This window comes from Microbulbifer sp. ABF4_143 (genome assembly GCF_056160225.1).
In genome coordinates this window covers 24,997-45,036 of record NZ_JBSWWT010000010.1, presented here as the reverse complement: position 1 = coordinate 45,036, position 20,040 = coordinate 24,997, and the positions used below count along the sequence as shown (strand labels likewise).

Genomic DNA, 20,040 nt, shown 5'->3' with positions numbered 1-20,040 from the left:
ACTCACGCGGCTGACTCACAGGGTGTTGGCTCACCCTGGTTTCCACGGCGTGGTCCTCGCGGACTTGGGCTGAATGTGCCTGGCGAGCATGGTCGGCTTTTGCAGGCCTCTGCACATCCGCCACAGGCAGGAATCCGGTCTCCCCCAAAAGGTGGAGATGGCACTGCTACCAGCTCCCCCGCAGGGCTCATGACAGCTGGCCGCGCCTGGTTTAGCATGCGGGAATGAAGTCGCCGCCCCCCAAGACACAGGCATCGAATCCGCCCGACGCCGGCACAGAATTACCCAAGCTTCCGGTCTGGCAGCCACTGCGCGGACCATTCGAGCGCTGGCCACAGCTGACCGACCTGCTTATCGCCCTGCTCGCCTTTCTGCTGACGCTGCTGATGTGGTCGCGCCAAACCGTACACGATGTACTGGCCCTGCAGAGCCTGTGGGATGTCGCCGCCTTTCAGTGCGCCTTCGTCGGCTGCTTCGCCCTGTTGTGGCGCCGCACCCACCCGTGGCAGGTGCATGCCGTAATTCTCGCAGCCAGTCTGCTGCTGGAGCTTGGGTTGCCGGCCAATGGCATCGTTGCCCTGGCTTTTTCGCTCTACAGCCTTGGCCGCTACGAGCCCAATGCCCGAATCAGCCTGATCGCGGTTTTTGCGACGCTGGTTTACGTGGCGCTTGATATGAGGGTCCTGGTTCAGCCCACGGCCTCTGGCACCGTGGCGGTCGTACTGGCGTGGGCACTGTGGCACACTGGCCGCCGGCTGCGCTTTCGCGGCGAATACCTGCGGTTGCTGGAAGAGCGAGCCGAGTATCTGGAACGCGAGCGCAATGCCGAGTCCGAGCGCGCCGTGGCGGCCGAGCGCACCCGAATCGCGCGCGAGATGCATGATGTGGTGGCGCACCAGGTTAGCCTCATGACGGTTCAGGCCGGCGCCGCCAGAACCATCTGCCGCAATAACCCCGAGGCGGCCAGTGAAGCCATGGCTTCGGTGGAGGCCGCCGGTCGCCACGCCCTGTCGGAGATGCGGCATTTGCTCGGCGTGCTGCGCCCGGCCAGTGACGAGGCAGCACTCACACCGCAGCCGGGCCTGGATGACCTGCCAGCCCTGATCGAGAAGGTCCGGCAGGTCGTAGCCAGGGTGGACTATGAAACCCACGGCGAGTTCGCGGGTGTGCCTGCCCGAGTCGCCCTCGCCGCTTACCGCATCGTTCAGGAGTCATTGACCAACGTCATCAAACACGTCGGTGCCGCGGCCAGTGTGCGCGTGAGTGTGAACGCAGAACCCGGCCATATTGCCATTCGTGTTCGCGATGACGGGCATGGCACCGGTGAGCAGCCTATTAGTGAACAACACAGCAGTGGACATGGTATCGCGGGCATGCGCGAACGGGCGGAACTGCTCGGCGGCCACTTGCGCGCCGGTGTGATCGATGGCGGTGGCTTTGAAGTGACTGCACAACTGCCCACTACGGAAGGGGGAACCTGATGATACGAGTCATGGTGGTGGATGATCAGGCGCTGGTGCGGCGCGGTTTTGCCCTGGTGCTGGATAACGAGCCCGATATTGAAGTGGTGGCCGAGGCCGGCACCGGCGTCGAGGCCATCGAGGCAGCGCGTGAGCAGCAGCCGGACATCATCCTGATGGACATCCGCATGCCGGAGATGGATGGGCTGGAAGCCACCGCGCGCATTTTGGAAGCCGGCGACGCAGCCTGCCGGGTCATCATCCTGACCACTTTCGATCCCGACGAATACGTGTTTCGTGCGCTGCAGGCTGGAGCCAGTGGTTTTGTGCTCAAGGATATTCCGCCCGAGGCACTGGTGCAGGCGGTGCGCACCGTTGCGGATGGCAGTGCCATGCTCGCACCCGGCATCACCCGGCGCCTGATCAGCCAATTCGCGCAAAAGATGGGGGCAGGACGCAACCTGGCAGAGCGTTTGGAGCGCTTGACCACTCGCGAGCGCGAGGTTCTGGCGGCCATCGCCGCTGGCAAGAGCAATGCCGAGATCGCCGAGACCCTGTTTATTGGCGCGGCCACCGTCAAAAGCCACGTTTCCAGTGTGCTGTCCAAGCTGGGGTTGCGCGATAGAGCCCAGGCCGTCGTCTTCGCCTACGAATGCGGCCTGGCCACCGTCGGGGAGCGCGATGTCGGTTTCTAGCGCAAGACCTTCCAGCCCAACATCAGGCTTGCAGCGCAATGCGCTGTATAACCTTGCCGCTGTCACTGCTGTACTCCTGGGCGCTCTGCTCACCCTGGGCGCCTACGGGCATTTTGCCGCTGTCTGGGCGCAGATTGTGAGCGAGGATACTGCCCTGCCGCGTCGCCTGCTGCTGATGCTGCCCGGCGCGATGCTCGCCGGCACCGCCGTGTTGAACATCCTGCTCAGCAAGCCGCTATGGCAAGCGCGTGGCTACGCGCTTACCGGCGCCCTGGCGGGCAATCTGATTGCCATGGTGTATTTGGTCTACTTGCTGATACGAGGTGTGCCGGGCCACCCTATTGGTACCTTCCTGGCCCTGGAAATGTCGTATGTCATCCTGCTGGTGGGTATACGGGCAGGCTTGGTATGGCCGCCGGTAGCTGAAAAGTCAACTGATACCGAATCGAAATAAAGTCCCTAGCCCGGATTTTGCACCACGTCAGATACTTTTTTCCGACCAATAAATTTGTAGAGAAGCAGAGTCGGGGGTTCTAGGGAAGACGATATACTTGTGGCCAGGTACGACACGGAACTCTAATTTATGCTCTCGGTGTACTATTGTTTCAATGGAAACTTCTAGACTTCCTAGGCCCACTGTTTCATGCCCAGTAGTTGAGGGTATTGAAAATTGTGGTGCGAATGAATATTTCTTATTTTTTAAATCTTCTTCCTCTACTTTGAAATTAAATTTACCCCTCTCTAGTAGTGAAAAATCTCTATCGATAAAAAATATATCTGGGTTGATTTTTTTGATGTTTTCAACCTTCCTCAGTACTCTGTCGTAGGTGTTAGAGCAGTAGTGTTCCCCTAAAATTTCCTTTAAGTATTTTAGATGCCTACTGTCTATATCAATCCGGTCAAAAGTATATAAATCTTTGACGGCTGCTATGTTAGGATATGTCCACTTCTGAAAATATATGGTTGCGTTAGCGATAACCGTTAAACATTCACTTTCTGATTCAGCTTGATCAGAGAGCCTTACTTTGAATTGTCTCCCTCCACCGAATTGGGCGCCTAGAATTGTAATTGTGAGGTTTTCTTCCTGAGATTTGGAGTTTGAAAAATTCGCGACAGTATAGCAATTGGGTAAGTGCGGTGAATGAAGTTCGCAAATAGGCAGCTTCAAGGTAAAGCCAAGGTGATCTCGATCTCTTTTGTATCCTTGTATGAATCGTTTGACACTTTCGAACCAGTTTGGTTCGTTGGCATCAATATTGGAAAGTTTTTTAAGATTAGATATAAACTCGTCTTTATCTGCAGCTGCATAGTAATCGGTAAATTCATCTTCGCTCACATCTTGGTTTTGTAAAAATTCCACCGGGCTAAGTATCTTTTTCTCTTCTAGGATATCCATGTCCAGAGGGCAGTTGGTTTCGTTGAGGGTGGTGTCTCTAGAGATTTCTTCGTGAGATACTTCTGTTTCAGAAGTCGCACTAGTATCAGTTTCAAATTCCGAAGCCATTTCTTGCGCACTCCTGCTTGAAATCTACGACATTTAATATGCTAGTGTGAGATAATAGTAGTGGGTAGTTTTATTTATTCCATCCGATATTTTGGAATGGTCTTTAATTGTAATTTTCAGAGTTATTGTCAAATCTGGTGTATGCATCAGGCGGCTACCCCGTCTGATGGCATACACCAGATTTGACAATAACTCATATTAAGCACCAGGTAGCAGACACAAAAAGCGAGCCTCAATTGAGGCTCGCTTTTTCGACTTCCGAATCCAGCTGAGTAGTGCCCGCTGCTATTCGCGGCTCCACTGCAACGCAAACTAAAAGGAATCGCCAGGCACCCGCACCCAGCCATCCATCAGAACCCGCGCACTGCGACTCATGATGGCTTTGGTGGCACTCCACTGACCGTTCACCACTTCCGCTTCCGCGCCAACCCGCAAGGTACCGGACGGATGGCCGAAGGTCACGGCATTGCGCTCCCCTCCCCCGGCAGCCAGGTTCACCAGGGTACCGGGAATAGCAGCCGCGGTGCCGATGGCCACCGCGGCGGTGCCCATCATGGCGTGGTGCAGTTTGCCCATGGACAGGGCGCGCACCAGCAGATCGATATCATCTGCTGCCACTTGCTTACCGCTGGACGCAGTGTAGTCCTTCGGCGGCGCGACAAAGGCGACCTTGGGGGTATGCTGGCGAGCGGCTGCTTCTTCCACCTTTTCGATCAGACCCATCTTCACTGCGCCGTGCGCCCGGATGGTTTCGAACATGGCCAGGGCCTTGTCGTCGCCGTTGATCGCCTCCTGCAACTCGGCACCCGTGTAACCGATATCCGCGGCGTTGACGAAGATGGTCGGGATGCCGGCGTTGATCAGGGTGGCTTTCAGGGTGCCGACGCCGGGCACTTCCAAGTCGTCCACCAGATTGCCGGTGGGGAACATGGCGCCCTCGCCGTCGGCTGGGTCCATAAACTCGATCTGCACTTCGGCCGCCGGAAAGGTGACGCCGTCCAGCTCGAAATCGCCGGTTTCCTGTACTTCACCGTTGGTGATGGGTACGCGGGCGACGATGGTCTTTTTGATATTGGCCTGCCAGATGCGCACGGTGCAGATGCCGTTTTGCGGGATGCGCTCGGCAGCGACGAAGCCGCTGTTGATGGCGAAGGCGCCGACGGCGGCGGTGAGGTTGCCGCAGTTGCCGGACCAGTCTACGAACGGCTTGTCGATGGAGACCTGGCCGAACAGGTAGTCCACGTCGTGGTCGGGCTGTTCGCTCTTGGACAGGATGACCGTCTTGCTGGTGCTGGAGGTGGCGCCGCCCATGCCGTCGGTCTGTTTGCCGTAGGGGTCGGGGCTGCCGATGACGCGCAGCAGGAGTTTGTCGCGGGCTTCGCCGGGGACCTGGGCGGGTTCGGGCAGGTCCTGCAGGCGGAAGAAGACGCCTTTGCTGGTGCCGCCGCGCATATAGGTAGCGGGGATTTTTATTTGGGGTTTGTGGCTCATTGTGTTCTCGGCAAAAGTCATTCAATCATTTTGTGGGAGCCTGCCTTGCAGGCGAAAGTATCGGGGCTCGATTCCTTCGCCTGCGGGGCAGGCTCCTACAGTGACTTCTGATCAGGCGGTTGCCTCCGCCTCGAGGAAGTCCTTGGCAAAGCGCTGCAGTACGCCGCCGGCTTCATAAATCGAAACCTCTTCGGCGGTATCCAGGCGGCAGGTTACCGGGACATCCAGGCTTTCACCGTTCTTGCGGTGGATTACCAGCGTCAGGGTCGCGCGCGGGGTGCGCTCGCCGATCACGTCGTAGGTCTCGGTGCCGTCCAAGCCCAGGGTTTTGCGCGTGGTGCCGGGCTGGAATTCCAGCGGCAGTACGCCCATGCCGATCAGGTTGGTGCGGTGAATGCGCTCGAAGCCCTCGGCGACGATGGCTTCCACACCCGCCAGGCGCACACCCTTGGCGGCCCAATCGCGGGAGGAGCCCTGGCCGTAGTCGGCGCCGGCGATGATAATCAGCGGCTGCTTGCGCTCCATATAAGTCTCGATGGCTTCCCACATGCGGGTCACCTTGCCTTCCGGCTCGATGCGCGCCAGCGAGCCCTGGCGGATATTGCCGTTCTCGTCGCGCACCATCTCGTTCAGCAGTTTCGGGTTGGCGAAGGTGGCGCGCTGGGCGGTCAGGTGATCGCCGCGGTGGGTCGCGTAGGAGTTGAAGTCCTCCTCCGGCAGGCCCATTTTCGCCAGGTATTCGCCGGCGGCGCTGTCCGGCAGAATCGCGTTGGACGGCGACAGGTGGTCGGTGGTGATGTTGTCACCCAGCACCGCCAGCGGGCGCATACCGCGCAAAGTGCGCTCACCTGCCAGCGCGCCCTCCCAGTAGGGCGGGCGGCGGATATAGGTGCTCATCGGGCGCCAGTCGTACAGCGGACTCCCCTTCTCGCTCTCACCCTTCTCCAGATCGAACATCGGGATATAGACGTCGCGGAACTGTTCGGGCTTGACGCTCTGCTTGACGATTGCATCTATCTCTTCGTCGCTCGGCCAGATATCTTTCAGCGTTACCGGCTTGCCGTCCTTGTCATAACCCAGCGCATCCCGCTCGATATCGAAGCGGATGGTGCCGGCGATCGCATAGGCCACTACCAGCGGCGGCGAGGCCAGGAAGGCCTGCTTGGCGTAGGGGTGGATGCGGCCGTCGAAGTTGCGGTTGCCGGACAGCACCGCGGTTGCGTAGAGGTCGCGGTCGATCACTTCCTTTTGAATAGCCGGGTCCAGCGCGCCGCTCATGCCGTTGCAGGTGGTGCAGGCGAAGGCCACGACGCCGAAGCCCAGCTGCTCCAGTTCCGGCAACAGGCCGGCCTCTTCCAGATACATTTTTACCGTCTTGGAACCCGGCGCCAGGGAGGTTTTTACCCAGGGCTTGCGGGTCAGGCCCAGCTTGTTGGCGTTGCGCGCGATCAGGCCGGCGGCAATCATATTGCGCGGGTTGCTGGTGTTGGTGCAGCTGGTGATGGCGGCGATGATCACGGCACCGTCGGGCATCAGGCCCTCTTTCTCTTCCCATTCCTTGGCGATGCCGCGCTCGGCCAGTTCGGACACCGGCAGCAGCGCGTGCGGGTTGGACGGGCCGGCCAGGTTGCGGCCGACGGAAGAGAAATCGAATTTCAGTACCCGCTCGTATTCGGCGTCTTTGAGGCTGTCTGCCCAGAGGCCGGTTTCCTTCGCGAACTTCTCCACCAAAGCCACCTGCTCGTCGTCGCGGCCGGTCAGCTTCAGGTAGTCGATGGTCTGCTCGTCGATCGCGAACATACCGGCGGTGGCGCCGTACTCCGGCGTCATATTGGCGATGGTGGCGCGGTCGCCGAGGGTCAGGTTGGCCGCGCCCTCGCCGAAGAATTCCAGGTAGGCGCCGACCACGCGTTCGCGGCGCAGGAATTCGGTCAGGGCCAGCACCAGGTCGGTGCCGGTGATGCCCGGGTTCAGTTTGCCGGTCAGTTCGACGCCGACGATATCGGGCAGGCGCATATAGGAGGCGCGGCCGAGCATGACGCTCTCGGCTTCGAGGCCGCCGACGCCGACGGAGATGACACCCAGCGCGTCCACCATTGGCGTGTGGCTATCGGTGCCGACACAGGTGTCCGGGAAGGCGACGCCGTCGCGCACCTGCACCACCGGGGACATCTTCTCCAGGTTGATCTGGTGCATGATGCCGTTGCCGGGCGGAATCACGTCGACGTTTTCGAACGCGGTCTTGGTCCAGTTGATAAAGTGGAAGCGGTCTTCGTTGCGGCGCTCCTCGATCGCGCGGTTCTTTTCAAACGCGTCCTTCTCGAAGCCGGGGTGTTCCACCGCCAGTGAGTGGTCGACGATCAGCTGGGTCGGCACCACCGGGTTGACCTTGGACGGGTCGCCGCCCTTTTCCGCAATCGCATCGCGCAGGCCCGCGAGGTCCACCAGTGCGGTCTGGCCGAGGATATCGTGGCAGACGACACGCGCCGGGAACCAGGGGAAATCCAGCTCGCGCTTGCGCTCGATAATCTGCTTCAGCGAGTCGGTCAGTTTTTCCGGCTCGCAACGGCGCACCAGGTTTTCCGCCAGGATACGCGAAGTGTACGGCAGCTTGGCGTAGGCGCCGGGCTGGATGGCGTCGACGGCGGCGCGGGTATCGAAGTAGTCGAGGTCCGTGCCGGGGAGGTTTTTGCGGTATTCGGTGTTCATCATGGCTAGCTACAGCTTTGTAGGAGCGGCCGTTGGCCGCGATCGGACTTTCCGGGTCGGTAAAGCGTGCCCGTAGATAGTGCTGGGCGGCCCTGCTCCCGGAGGCTGTTTGCGGGACACGCTGTGAATACATCCCTGTACGCTCTCCACGGCCATCCATGGCCGTGAAAAGTCCCGCAAACAGCCCCCGGGATCAGGGCCTTCGCGTCGAGTTCGGAGTTCTTTCCGAACTCTAAATCTCTTACTTCGTCATTCCGGCGCATGCCGGAATCCAGCTCCTCGGACTCTCCGACCTCACTGGATCCCGGCCTTCGCCGGGATGACGACAGTGGCGATTAACCGCGCTCGGCGATCGGCACGACTTTGCGCAGCTCGGGGCCGATATATTCCGCACTCGGGCGGATAATGCGGTTGTCGGCGCGCTGCTCGAATACGTGGGCGGCCCAGCCGGTGACGCGGCTCATCACGAAGATGGGCGTAAACAGCTTGGTCGGGATACCCATAAAGTGATAGGCGGAGGCGTGGAAGAAGTCCGCGTTGCAGAACAGCTTCTTCTCGCGCCACATAACCTCCTCGCAGCGCACGGATACCGGGTAGAGCACTGTGTCGCCCACGTCGGCGGCCAGCTTTTCGGACCACTGTTTAATGATGGCGTTGCGCGGGTCGGATTCGGTGTAGACCGCGTGGCCGAAGCCCATGATCTTTTCCTTGCGCTCCAGCATGCCGAGCAGCGCTTTCTCCGCTTCGTCCGGGCTGGAGAACTGCTCGATCAGTTCCATCGCCGCCTCGTTGGCGCCGCCGTGCAGCGGGCCGCGAAGGGAGCCGATGGCACCGGTGATGCAGCTGAACAGGTCGGACAGGGTGGAGGCGCAGACGCGCGCGGTGAAGGTGGAGGCGTTGAACTCGTGCTCCGCGTACAGGATCAGGGACACGTTCATCACCTGCTCGTGCAGCGCATTCGGCTTCTCGCCGCGCAGCATATGCAGGAAGTGGCCGCCGATGGAGTCGTCATCGGTCTCGGTTTCGATACGCACGCCGTCGTGGGTGAAGCGGTACCAGTAGCAGATGATGGACGGGAAGGCGGCCAGCAGGCGGTTGGCTTTTTCCTGCTGCTGGTCGAAGGACTCCTCGCCCTCCAGGTTGCCGAGCATGGAGCAGCCGGTGCGCATCACATCCATCGGGTGGGCGTCGGCGGGAATACGCTCGAGTACTTCCTTCAGCGCCTGCGGCAGGCCGCGCATACCCTTCAGCACGCCCTTGTAGTCCGCCAGCTGCGCCTTGGTGGGCAGTTCGCCGTAGAAAATCAGGTAGGCGACTTCTTCGAACTCGCAGTTCTCCGCCAAGTCTTTGACGTCGTAGCCGCGGTAGGTCAGGCCGGAGCCGGACTTGCCGACGGTGGACAGCGCGGTTTTACCGGCGACCTGACCGCGCAGGCCGGCGCCTCCTACTTTTTTCTCTGCCATGATATTTCCCCTTTTGTCGAATTTTTCTCACGCTGTAGGATGGGCAAAGCGCAGCGTGCCCATCCTACAAAGTTTCTGCCAGTTACTTTTTGAACAGCTGGTCCAGCTTCTGCTCGAACTCGTGGTAGTTGAGGTAGTCGTACAGCTCTTCGCGGGTCTGCATGGTGTCGACCACCGCCTGCTGGTCGCCGTTTTGCAGAATACTGGTATAGACGTTTTCCGCCGCACGGTTCATCGCGCGGAAGGCGGACAGCGGATACAGGACTATATCCGCGCCGGATTCGCCCAGCTCCCTGGCATTGTACAGCTTGGTTTTACCGAACTCGGTGATATTGGCGAGGATAGGCACATTCAGCGCATCCTTGAACGCGCGGTAGTGCTCCAGCTCGGTCACCGCTTCGGCGAAGATGCCGTCGGCGCCGGCCTCGACGCAGGCCTGGGCGCGCTCGATAGCGGCCTCCAGGCCCTCCTGGGCGAAGGCGTCGGTGCGGGCCATGACAAAGAAGTCGTCGTCAGTGCGCGCGTCGACGGCCGCCTTGATGCGGTCGACCATCTCCTCTTTGGAGACGATCTCCTTGTTCGGGCGGTGGCCGCAGCGCTTCTGCGCCACCTGGTCCTCGATATGCACGGCGGCAGCGCCGGCGCGGATCATTTCCTTGATGGTGCGGGCAATATTGAAGGCGCCGCCCCAGCCGGTGTCGATATCCACCAGCAGCGGCAGCTCGCTGGCGGCGGTGATGCGGCGCACGTCCTCGAGCACATTGTCGAGGCTGGTCATCCCCAAATCCGGCAGGCCGTAGGAGGCGTTGGCGACGCCGGCGCCGGACAGGTAGATGGCCTTGTGGCCGATGCGCTCGGCCATGATGGCAGCGTAGGCATTGATGGTACCGACCACCTGCAGCGGCTGGTTTTCTTCGAGTGCGCGGCGAAAACGCGCGCCGGCGGAAGGCTTCTGGCTCATAGCGACCTCAATTTTCTCTCGTCAGTTTCTTTTCAATGTTTTGTCGCGAGGCGCGGATATGGCGGCGCATCAACAGCTCCGCCAGCTCGCCATCCCCCGCTTCAATGGCTTCGATGATATGGCTGTGCTCGCGGAAGGCGCGCCTGGCGCGCGGGCTGGCCATGCCCAGCTGGTAGCGGTACATGCGCACCCGGTAGTAGAGACGATTGCACAGTGTGTCGATCAGCAGGTCGTTCTTGGACGCCTGCACTATGCGGAAGTGAAAATCGAAATCCCCCTCCGGCTGGAAATAGGCCTTGCCCGCCTGCAGTTCCTCCTGCTGTTCGTGGCGGGCCAGCATCTGGCGCAGCTCCGCCAGATCCTCTTCGGTGCGGTGCTCGGCGGCCAGGCGGCAGGCCATGCCCTCCAGCGCCTCGCGCACCTCGTACAGCTCCAGCAGGCCGCGCTCGGTCAGGTCCACGACCCGCGCGCCGACGTGCACGCGGCGCTCCAGCAGGCCGAGGGATTCCAGGCGCATCAGCGCCTCGCGCAGACTGCCGCGGCTGGCACCAAAGCGCCGCGCCAGCTCCGGCTCGCTGATCTTGCTGCCGGCGGCGATGCGCCCTTCGACGATTTCGCCGCGCAGGGTACAAAACAGGCGCTCCGCCAGACTCTGATTCGCGTCTGCCACCCGCAGCTTTTCGTCCTTCAGCCCAGCTTCCAATCCGCCCTCCAGCTTCACCGGCTCCCGAGTCGATCAGAATTGTCGACAATCTCATTGGGATAAGACGATAAACCAGCACAATCCCGCAGTCAACCGGACAAGACCCGCTAAAGTGTTGACAATTTTGTGAAAAAGCCGCGACCCGGCGGGACGGTAGTCTTGTAACCGCGAAGTGGGCATAATAGCGGCCGCGTCGGTACGCCCGTGCTCCACCCGCCCCGGCACTCTATGCTTATTCAGGGGCAGCGCGGAGGGTTCCGTCACCCAAATCGTCCCATTATCCAGTTGCGACAAAGTCCCTAGGCTGCCGGTACCCGGGTAAACAGAGTTATGCCGAAGAGTATTATCAGGCGATGGCTGCCAACACCCGAGCAGATCCGCGCCAAAGGCGGCCTGAAGTTCTTCGGCACACTGCTGCACGACCCCAACCTCTTCCACCTGAACCGGCACTCGGTATCCGTGGCCTTCGCCGTGGGTGTCTTCACCAGCTTCCTGCCGCTGCCCGGGCAGATGATTATCGCGGCGCTGCTGGCACTGTGGTTTCGCTGCAACCTGCCGCTGTCGGTGATCCTGGTGTGGATCAGCAACCCGGTGACCATGCCGGCGATCTTCTACAGCACCTACAAGCTGGGCGCCTGGATACTGGGCACGCCGCCGCTGGATTTCAGGATAGAACTGTCGTGGGAGTGGCTGACTACCGAGGTGGGGAAAATCTGGATGCCGCTGTTCTTCGGCTCACTGCTGGCCGGCATTTTCTTCGCGACCCTGTCCTACTTCGCGATGCAGGCGCTGTGGCGCTGGCATGTGGTCAAGCGCTGGAAGACACGGATTGCGCAGCGCACCATCGCCAGCGGCCAGTGATTCGCGCGCGCCGGCCACTACTCGTGGCGCAGCGCCGCCGCCGGCTGTACGCGGCTGGCCTGTAGCGCCGGATAGAGCGTCGCCAGCAGGCTGAGCAGGAACCCCGCCCCCACCACCAGCGCCACGTCGCCCCACTGCAGCTCCGACGGCAGGTAGTCCACCGGGTAGACATCGGATTTCAGAAACTGGATACCGAACAGGGACTCCAGCCCGGCCACCAGATCGGTCACCGTCAGCGCACCGAGCACACCCAGCAGCCCGCCGACCACCGCGCCCACCAGCCCCACCAGCGCCCCCTGGCTGACGAAAGTGAGCAGAATCTCGCGGGTGCTGGCGCCCATGGTGCGCAGTATCGCGATATCGCCGTGCTTGTCGATCACAACCATGACCAGGGTGGAGACCACATTGAAGGCGGCGATGGCGATGATCAGCAGCACCAGCAGCCCCACCAGGTTGCGCGACATCTGGATCGCCTGGTAGAGGTTGCCGTGGGTGCTGCTCCAGTCACTGCCGTAGAAATCCTGCGCCGGCAGCTGCTGCAGCAGGCGGCGCATGATCCAGTTGGCCTCCAGCATCTCCTCCAGGCGCAGCTGTATACCGGCGCCGCCGCTGCCACCGGCGAGGGACTGCGCCTGGGACCAGGCGACCAGCGCCAGGGAGTGGTCCAGCGCGGTGCCGGAATGGAAGATATCCGCGACCCTGAAGCCCGCCAGGCGCGCCGCGCGGCGGCCGCCATCGGCGCCTTCGCTGTTGGGGACAATCAGCGACAGGTGATCGCCCTCTTCCACGCCCAGTTTTTCCGCGAGGCCGCGCCCGAGGACAACCCCGGGGTCGGCGGCATCCCCCAGCGCGGCAAACGCCTGGGGATCGAGAAAACGCCCGATATTCGACACCTGGACGATAGTGTCCGGATTGACGCCCTGCACCAGTAGCGGCGTCACCGCCCTGCCCTTGCGTGCCAGCGCATTGACCTGCCACACCTCGGCCGCAGCCAGCACCTCCGGATCCGCCGCCAACTGGTCGCGCAGCGCCGGCCAGTCGATATCCGGGCTGGCGTTGTAAATGGTCGCGTGGGGCATGATGCCGAGAATGCGCTCGCGCAGTTCGCGGTCGAAGCCGTTCATCACCGACATGACCACGATCATCAGCGCCACGCCGAGAATCAGGCCGACCATCGACAGGCCGGAAATAAACGACACCAGGCCGGCGGAGTCCTCGCTGCGGCGCTGCGCGCCGGCGTAGCGCAGACCGATAAACGCAGGCAGCGGCCTAAACACGGTCGCCCTCGTGCCAGTCGGCCTCCAGTTTGCCGTCGATCAGGTGCAGGCAACGGTCCAGGGCCGCGGCCAGATCCGGATCGTGGGTGACGATGACGAAGCTGATCCCCATCTCGCTGTTGAGCCTGTCCATCAGCTTGTGGATCTCTTTCGCCGTGGCGCGGTCCAGGTTGCCGGTGGGTTCGTCCATCAGCACGCAGGCGGGCCGGGTCACCAGCGCGCGCGCGATGGCCACCCGCTGGCGCTCGCCGCCGGACAACTGCGACGGCTTGTGGCTCAGGCGCTCGCCGAGCCCCACCGCATTCAACATCGCCGCGGCCTCCTCGCGCGCTTCCGCCACCGAATGTTTGCCGATCAGCAGCGGCATGGCCACATTTTCCAGTGCCGAGAATTCCCCCAGCAGGTGGTGGAACTGGTAGACGAAACCGAGGCTGCGGTTGCGCAGCCAGCCGCGCTGGTTCGCGTCCAGCTCGGCGAGGTTTTTCCCCGCAACCCAGACCTCCCCCGCAGAAGGGGTATCCAGGCCGCCGAGCAGATTCAGCAGCGTGGACTTGCCGGAGCCGGAGGCGCCGACGATCGCGAGTTTTTCGCCACGCTGCACTTCCAGCTCCACGCCGCGCAACACTTCCAGTTCCTTGTTGCCCTGGCGGTAGCGCTTGCGCAGCCCGCGGCAGGCGAGCACCGCCCCGCCGTCGCCGGGCTTTGCGGGGATCGCCCGCTCGGTTTTTATTTCCACTTGGCTGTTCATCAAATTTTTGGCCTGATTATTTCTCCCTGTAGGAGCCTGCTTGCAGGCGAAAAGCTACGGAGCACCGCGCCTTATCGCCTGCAAGCAGGCTCCTACAGTATTCGTTGACACTTATTCGTAACGCAGCGCCTCCGCCGGCTCTATCTGCGCCGCGCGCCAGGCGGGGAACAGGGTCGCCAGCAGGCTCATCGACACCGCCGCGGTCAGCACGATAGCGGCGTCGCCGGGGCGGAATTCCGACGGCAGGAAGCTGACGAAAAATACCCGCGGGTCGAATATCTTTGCACCGAGCAGATTCTCCACCCAGGAGACCATCTCGGTCAGGTTCAGTGCGATCAGTATGCCGGCGAGCGCGCCGATAAAGGCGCCGATAATGCCGATGGCACTACCCTGCACGACGAACACCGACATTATCTGCCGCGAGGTCAGCCCCAGGGTGCGCAGCACCGCGATATCCGAGCGCTTGTCCGCCACCATCAGTACCAGCGCGGACACGATATTGAACGCGGCCACCGCGACAATAATCATCAGCATCAGGGTCACGACGGTTTTTTCCATCTTGACGGCCTGGAACAGGCTGCCCTGGGACAGGCTCCAGTCCTCGCCCTTGAAGTCTTCGCCGAGCGCCGCCGCATAGGCGGATACGCGCCCCAGCGCATTGTCCATATCGTCGAAGCGCAGCTGCAGCCCCTGGGCCCGGCCCGGCATACGCAGCAGCCGCGCGGCATCGTCGATATGCATCAGCGCCATACTCTGGTCCACCTGGGCGCCGACGGAGAAGACACCGGCCACTGTGAAGCGCTTGGTGCGCGGGAATATCCCCGCGGGCGTGACCGTCACCTCCGGCAGTGTCAGCACCACGCTGTCTCCCGGGATCACATTCAGCTGGCGCGCCAGGATGCGCCCCAGCACTATCTGGTAACTGCGCGGCTGCAGCGCATCCAGGCTGCCCATCAGCATATGCTCGCCGACGGCGGAGACGCTGCGCAGCGCCTGCGGGTCCACGCCCTGAAACTCGACGCCGTGGCTGCCACCGCCTGCACTGAGCAGCGCGAAACCGCGCACGAAGGGGCTGGCCGCCTCCACATGGGGCTGCTTTTCCAACTCGGCGGCGGCGCCGCGCCAGTCCTCGAGGCCGCCGGCCTTTTCGACGAAACCGTGCGGCACCACGCTCAGTATGCGCGTCTTCAACTCGCGGTCGAAGCCGTTCATGACCGAGGTCACGACGATCAGCGCCAGAACGCCCAGCGCCATTCCAAGCAGCGAGAAGCCGTTGATAAAGGAAATAAACTGCTGGCGGCGGCGGGCGGCCACATAGCGCAGGCCGATAAACAGGGGGACAGGTTTATTCATGCGGGTGATTTAAGCGGAAAAACGCCGGAAAATCCAAGTATTTACTTAATGTTATAGGTTTCCAGCTTCTCCCGCAGCCGCTCCAGATCCCGCGCGCTCCAGCCCGCGGGCTCCGTCAGCGCCAGCCAGGCGCGCAGGTAATCCGCCGGCGCGTAGCTGTGTCCATAGCCCATCGGCGCCACGCCCGCGTGCATATCCGCCGCCAACTGGAACATGGTCACTATCGGGTACCAGTGCAGATCCGGGGAGACATCCGGCCCCCGCGGTATCTCCATCCAGGCCGGCCTGCGGAACAGCGCCTGCGGCTCGAAGAACACGATCGGGTCACTGGCGTGCTGCAGGTAGGCGATGCGAAAGGCGCCCCAGGGCTTGGCGCCCTCCCGGTAGCCGCCGAAATGGTTGCCGAAGCGCACCACCGCCCCGCCGCCGAACTGGGGCAGCCAGGCCGGCGAACCAGGATCCCGGTGCGCCGTCACGTCCCGCCAGGTATCGCTGCGAAACGGCGGCCCCGCCCACAGGGCGCCCTGGAAGGGATCGTCGATGATGTCGTAGAAATCGAAGGAGCGGTCCGAGTTCAGCGCCCCGAGGCTCAGGCCGAACAGGTACAGCTTCGGTCGCGATTCCCGCGGCAGCTCGCGCCAGTAGCCGTAAATCGCCTGGAACAGCGCCTCGGCCGTCTCCCTGCCGTAGGCATCTTCGGTCATCAGCGCGATGGGACTCGGCAGATAGGAATACTGGGCCGCGACACTGGCGATATTCCCGCGGTGCAGGAACTCGACCGAGTTGATGCCGCCCGGGTCTATCCAGCCGGTGCCGGTCGGCGTAACCAGCACCAGCAGCGAGCGCTCGAAGCCGCCCACCCGCACCAGCTCCTCCAGGGCCAGGCGCGCGCGTTCCGCCGGCGTCTCCGCCGCGTTCAGCCCAACGTAGACACGGATCGGCTGCATCGCCTCGCCCGTCACGGCCCCTATCTCGGCCGCTGTGGGGCCCAGCGCCAGGTAGCGGCGCCCCTGGTGCCCCATATCCTGCCAGCGCAGCAGCGAGGCGCTGCCCCCGGGCTTGTCGGGATCGGTGGGCGCGCTGATATCCGGCTGCATACGCGCATCCAGCTGCTGGTAGATGGAATCCACCGTGCGCAGCGCCGCGGAAATCAGTACGTCGTTGACCAGCGCCCAAAACAGCCAGAAGGCCGCCACCAGCCCCAGCAGCAGGGACACGCGCCGCGGAATCAGGCGCTCGAGCCCGCGCGCGACGAAAAACAGGATGCGCCGAAACAGCTTGGCCAACGACAGCAGCAACAGAAATACCACCAGCGCCACCAGTGCCACGGTAAAGGGGCGTATGCCGGACACCTCCTCCAGCCCCATCAATGCCCTGACCGAGTTCTGCCAGTGGCTGGCGCGAAACAGAAACGCCAGCGCCAGCAGCGCGGCCAGGACCGCGGCTATCCACAGCAACAGTCGCCGGAATTTGCCCGCCGGCAGCGGCAGGCCGAGATAGGACCAGAGCCAGGCGAGGAAAGCGCCCACGGCGTAGCCGGCGGCAAAGGTCACGCCGGAAATACCCCCCTGGACCAGGTCGCTGCGGGGAATCAGCGACGGCGTCAGGGAAAGCGCGAAGAAGACGGTACCCAGCAGCAGTCCCGGAGCGGAAAAGAATTGTCCAAGTCGCATCGGTAGCAGCCCGCAGGACAAGATTCGATCTACAGCCTAGCATATACCCTCGGTACGCCCGGCAGCGGCGGCGGAAAACGTGAAGAAATCCAGGTGTTTAGGGCGGATTTCTGCTTTAATTGACCGGCAAATACAGAACAAGGGAACCTCTGAATAACTCCATAGCCTCTCTGCGGGCCCTGAAGCGTGCAGATGCAAGGCGCAGCTCGCAGCGAATGGCTCGGCCCTTTGCAAGAGCTGCAACGCCGCAGGTGCATGCTTCAGGGCCCGCCCTGCGGGGCTTTCAGAGCGATTCACACTCTGCGTTGCGACTTTTGAAAGGTCTAGACATTCCTGCAAAGTCGCGCCTTGATTGTGAACCGCTCTGAAAGCCAGAGAGGCCATGGAGTTATTCAGAGGTTCCCAAGAACCCCGGAGAAGGACAAATGTTCAGCAGACTCCGCAACCGCATCCCCACCATCGCCGGCGCAGCCGCCCTGAGCCTGGCCCTCGGCGCCCAGGCCGAGACCATCGAAGTGCCGGTCGGCGCCCAGGGCGACGACACCTATGTGGAACAGGTGCGCGGCCTGAAGAAAGATGAAGTCAGCGCGCGCCTCGGCGAGCCGATCGGCATCCAGGGCCCGGTGGGCGAACCGGCCATCACCCGCTGGGAGTACGCGGATTTCTATGTGTACTTTGAGTGGGATGTGGCGCTGCATACGGTGAAGAAACACCGCGGCTGATCACCTGATCGAATTCATTTCCAGGGAGGGAAAACCAATGATGAAATCGCAGATTTCCATTCGCCGGGCACTCGGCCTGGCCATCGCAACTTTCGCCCTTAGCCATACAGCCGGCGCGCAAACCGATCCGGCCCAGCTGGTTATGCCGGACGTGGCGGGCCAGCTGGGCAAGTTCAGCGGCACCCTGCACGCCATCGCCAGAGCCTGCGGACACTATTCCAGCGAGCAGCTGGCGGAAATGAAACAACAGCAGCTTGAGCAGCTCAAAGAATCCGGCATGGACACCAGCGGCTTCGATCGGGCCTTCACCAGCAGCGAGAGCGCAGCGACCGAGCGATGGGAAGCTATGTCCGAGGCGGAACAGAAGTCGACCTGCGAGGAGGTCAAGCAGCAGATGTCTATGGCGCCCGCCGGCTGACGCCACGGCAAGTCAACAGACCGGACGGCGGGCCCTACACAGGCGACCGCTTCCCACCGGTACGGGGCTCAGTAGAGATAAGTCGCCGTACCGGTAGCGATCAATTCATTCTCATTGTTGTGCAGTTCCATCCGCGTCACCACCAGCTTGTTGCCGGTGCGCAGAATCGAGCCGTGACAGATAAAGTGCTGCCCCCTGCCCGGCTTTAAATAATCCACGCGCATATCCACGGTACCGAGTTTCGACAGCCGCTCGGTCTTCTCCTGCCAGTCGATATCGCCCAGGCGCTGGTAGGCGGCCACCATCGCGGTGAGGCCGCCGACGGTGTCCAGCGCGGTGGCGATAACGCCGCCGTGCAGGATGTTTTTCCAGATATTGCCGATCAGCTCCGGGCGCAGTTCGAAGTGCGCGGAGAGGGTGAGCTTTTCCAGGTCCAGCTCGCGCATCTCCAGGCCTATCTGGCGGTTGAAGGGGATCTGCTCGAAGAACCCCTTCACCAGCTCGCGGAATTCACTCGGGGATGGTTCTGTCACAAGCGCGCCACTCTGTTCAAGCCGTCCAGTGCCGCGCTGCGGTAGGCCTCGGCCATGGTCGGGTAGTTGAAGGTGGTGTTGACGAAATAGTCGATCACATTGTTCGGCGCCGGCTGTTTCATGATCGCCTGGCCGATATGCACAATCTCCGCCGCCTCGGCGCCGAAGCAGTGGATGCCGAGTATTTCACGGGTCTCGATATGGAAGAGGATTTTCAGCATACCGACCCGCTCGCCGGAAATCTGCGCCCGCGCCGTGTGCTTGAACAGCGCGCGCCCCACCTCGTAGGGCACCTTGGCGGCGGTCAGTTCCGACTCGGTTTTGCCCACCGACGAAATCTCCGGCAGCGTGTAGATACCGGTGGGCGCATCCTCGATCACGCGGTGACCGCGACCGGCGATGGCGGAGGCCACGGCGCGGCCCTGGTCGTAGGAGGCACTGGCGAGACTGGGCCAGCCGATCACATCACCCACGGCGTAGATATTTTCCACCTCGGTGCAGTAGTGATCATCGACACTCAGCTGGCCGCGGTGGTTGGCCTCGAGGCCGATATTCTCCAGGCCCAGAGCGCTGGTATTGCCGGTGCGGCCGTTGCACCACAGGAGCGCGTCGGCGTGAATGCGCTTGCCTGACTGCATCTCCATGATCACGCCGCTGTCGGTGGGCAGCACCCGGGCGTACTCCTCACGGTGGCGTACGGTGACGCCCATATCCCGCAGGTGGTAGCTGAGCGCATCGGAGATCTCGTCGTCGAGGAATTCCAGCAGGCTGCCGCGGGTATTGATCAGGTCCACCTTGACGCCGAGGCCGGCGAATATCGAAGCGTATTCGCAGCCGATCACACCGGCGCCGTAGATCATGATGGAGTGCGGCGTATGCTGCATATCCAGGATGGTATCGCTGTCGTAAACCCGCGGGTGATCGAAGTCCACATCGGCGGGCCTGTAGGGGCGCGAGCCGGTGGCGATGACAAACTTGTCCGCTGAGACTATCTCGGTGGCGCCGTCCGGCAGCACGACCTCGACACTGTTGGCGTCGCGGAACCTGGCCTCGCCGACAATCAGGTCGACGCGGTTGCGCGCGTAGAAGGCGGTGTGCATTTCCACCTGGTAGTTGATGACCTTGTTGACCGTGCGCATGACCTGGGGGAAGGTCAGGCGGCGCGGTTCACCCAGGGCGCGGAAAACGCTCTGGGTGTTGTAGCGCATCAGCTGCTTGACCGAGTGGCGCAGGGCCTTGGAGGGGATGGTGCCCTTGTGGGTGCAGTTGCCGCCCACCACGTGGTGCTTCTCGATCACTGCCGAGCGCATGCCTTTCTTGGCGGCACTCATGGCTGCGGCCTCGCCGGCGGGGCCGGAGCCGATTACTACCAGGTCGTACTTTTGCTCTGCCATCTACAAGCTCTGTTTTATTCGTTAAATTCGCTTGCCAGTGTAGGAGCAGCCCATGGCCGCGATCGATGTCAGACA

At 62.1% G+C, this 20,040-nt stretch carries 18 protein-coding genes; 6 read left to right on the top strand and 12 right to left on the bottom strand.

The window, feature by feature from the left end; translation table 11 throughout:
* Positions 1 to 224 precede the first annotated feature (224 nt).
* Genes ACXAF3_RS09650 through ACXAF3_RS09640 form a run of 3 tightly spaced genes read left to right on the top strand, consistent with a single transcriptional unit; the run spans position 225 to position 2,609 of the window.
* On the top strand, positions 225 to 1,481 hold the full coding sequence (locus ACXAF3_RS09650; protein ID WP_475112086.1) for a sensor histidine kinase: 1,257 nt from the start codon (positions 225 to 227) through the stop codon (positions 1,479 to 1,481).
* Positions 1,481 to 2,155 (top strand): response regulator, encoded by a 675-nt coding sequence (locus tag ACXAF3_RS09645; protein ID WP_475112085.1) that lies wholly within the window; start codon positions 1,481 to 1,483, stop codon positions 2,153 to 2,155. The genes ACXAF3_RS09650 and ACXAF3_RS09645 overlap by 1 nt, the downstream gene beginning before the upstream one ends.
* Positions 2,142 to 2,609, top strand: a complete 468-nt coding sequence (locus ACXAF3_RS09640) for a hypothetical protein (RefSeq protein WP_475112084.1) — start codon at positions 2,142 to 2,144, stop codon at positions 2,607 to 2,609. Before ACXAF3_RS09645 ends, ACXAF3_RS09640 begins: the two co-directional genes overlap by 14 nt.
* 27 nt (positions 2,610 to 2,636) lie before the next feature.
* Here the strand turns inward: ACXAF3_RS09640 and ACXAF3_RS09635 are convergent, their stop codons facing one another.
* The 6 genes from ACXAF3_RS09635 to ACXAF3_RS09610 form a co-directional block, all read right to left on the bottom strand.
* Positions 2,637 to 3,659, bottom strand: a complete 1,023-nt coding sequence (locus ACXAF3_RS09635; RefSeq protein ID WP_475112083.1) for a hypothetical protein — start codon at positions 3,657 to 3,659, stop codon at positions 2,637 to 2,639.
* Positions 3,660 to 3,971: 312 nt separating this feature from the next.
* Positions 3,972 to 5,150, bottom strand: a complete 1,179-nt coding sequence (gene prpF, locus ACXAF3_RS09630) for a 2-methylaconitate cis-trans isomerase PrpF (protein ID WP_475112082.1) — start codon at positions 5,148 to 5,150, stop codon at positions 3,972 to 3,974.
* Positions 5,151 to 5,261: 111 nt separating this feature from the next.
* Positions 5,262 to 7,862: a Fe/S-dependent 2-methylisocitrate dehydratase AcnD gene (gene acnD, locus ACXAF3_RS09625; protein ID WP_475112081.1), complete on the bottom strand. Its 2,601-nt coding sequence runs from the start codon at positions 7,860 to 7,862 to the stop codon at positions 5,262 to 5,264.
* Positions 7,863 to 8,194: 332 nt separating this feature from the next.
* Positions 8,195 to 9,322: a bifunctional 2-methylcitrate synthase/citrate synthase gene (gene prpC / locus ACXAF3_RS09620; protein WP_475112080.1), complete on the bottom strand. Its 1,128-nt coding sequence runs from the start codon at positions 9,320 to 9,322 to the stop codon at positions 8,195 to 8,197.
* 82 nt (positions 9,323 to 9,404) lie between these two features.
* Complete coding sequence (prpB, locus tag ACXAF3_RS09615; RefSeq protein WP_475112079.1) at positions 9,405 to 10,283, bottom strand: methylisocitrate lyase; 879 nt, start codon at positions 10,281 to 10,283, stop codon at positions 9,405 to 9,407.
* A 7-nt stretch (positions 10,284 to 10,290) separates the two neighbouring features.
* The gene (locus ACXAF3_RS09610) at positions 10,291 to 10,986 is read right to left on the bottom strand and encodes a GntR family transcriptional regulator (RefSeq protein ID WP_475112078.1); all 696 of its coding nucleotides are present in this window, start codon (positions 10,984 to 10,986) and stop codon (positions 10,291 to 10,293) included.
* Between the two features lie 330 nt (positions 10,987 to 11,316).
* On the opposite strand from ACXAF3_RS09610, the gene ACXAF3_RS09605 reads away from it, so the two are divergent.
* On the top strand, positions 11,317 to 11,847 hold the full coding sequence (locus ACXAF3_RS09605) for a DUF2062 domain-containing protein (protein WP_475112077.1): 531 nt from the start codon (positions 11,317 to 11,319) through the stop codon (positions 11,845 to 11,847).
* Positions 11,848 to 11,864: 17 nt separating this feature from the next.
* Here the strand turns inward: ACXAF3_RS09605 and ACXAF3_RS09600 are convergent, their stop codons facing one another.
* The 4 genes from ACXAF3_RS09600 to ACXAF3_RS09585 form a co-directional block, all read right to left on the bottom strand.
* Positions 11,865 to 13,124 (bottom strand): lipoprotein-releasing ABC transporter permease subunit, encoded by a 1,260-nt coding sequence (locus ACXAF3_RS09600; RefSeq protein ID WP_475112076.1) that lies wholly within the window; start codon positions 13,122 to 13,124, stop codon positions 11,865 to 11,867.
* Positions 13,117 to 13,872: a lipoprotein-releasing ABC transporter ATP-binding protein LolD gene (lolD, locus tag ACXAF3_RS09595; RefSeq protein WP_475112075.1), complete on the bottom strand. Its 756-nt coding sequence runs from the start codon at positions 13,870 to 13,872 to the stop codon at positions 13,117 to 13,119. Before lolD ends, ACXAF3_RS09600 begins: the two co-directional genes overlap by 8 nt.
* A 111-nt stretch (positions 13,873 to 13,983) precedes the next feature.
* Positions 13,984 to 15,225, bottom strand: coding sequence for a lipoprotein-releasing ABC transporter permease subunit (locus ACXAF3_RS09590; protein ID WP_475112074.1), 1,242 nt, complete (start codon positions 15,223 to 15,225; stop codon positions 13,984 to 13,986).
* Positions 15,226 to 15,266: 41 nt separating this feature from the next.
* Complete coding sequence (locus ACXAF3_RS09585; RefSeq protein ID WP_475112073.1) at positions 15,267 to 16,898, bottom strand: alpha/beta hydrolase; 1,632 nt, start codon at positions 16,896 to 16,898, stop codon at positions 15,267 to 15,269.
* 425 nt (positions 16,899 to 17,323) lie between these two features.
* Here ACXAF3_RS09585 and ACXAF3_RS09580 point away from each other — a divergent pair, with 425 nt between their 5' ends.
* Positions 17,324 to 17,620 (top strand): hypothetical protein, encoded by a 297-nt coding sequence (locus tag ACXAF3_RS09580; RefSeq protein WP_475112072.1) that lies wholly within the window; start codon positions 17,324 to 17,326, stop codon positions 17,618 to 17,620.
* A gap of 37 nt (positions 17,621 to 17,657) precedes the next feature.
* Positions 17,658 to 18,038, top strand: a complete 381-nt coding sequence (locus tag ACXAF3_RS09575) for a hypothetical protein (protein WP_475112071.1) — start codon at positions 17,658 to 17,660, stop codon at positions 18,036 to 18,038.
* 68 nt (positions 18,039 to 18,106) lie between these two features.
* On the opposite strand, the gene ACXAF3_RS09570 is transcribed toward ACXAF3_RS09575, so the two are convergent.
* Both ACXAF3_RS09570 and sthA read right to left on the bottom strand, forming a co-directional pair.
* Complete coding sequence (locus tag ACXAF3_RS09570; RefSeq protein ID WP_475112070.1) at positions 18,107 to 18,571, bottom strand: thioesterase family protein; 465 nt, start codon at positions 18,569 to 18,571, stop codon at positions 18,107 to 18,109.
* Positions 18,568 to 19,965 (bottom strand): Si-specific NAD(P)(+) transhydrogenase, encoded by a 1,398-nt coding sequence (sthA, locus tag ACXAF3_RS09565; protein WP_475112069.1) that lies wholly within the window; start codon positions 19,963 to 19,965, stop codon positions 18,568 to 18,570. The genes ACXAF3_RS09570 and sthA overlap by 4 nt, the downstream gene beginning before the upstream one ends.
* Positions 19,966 to 20,040 lie beyond the last annotated feature (75 nt).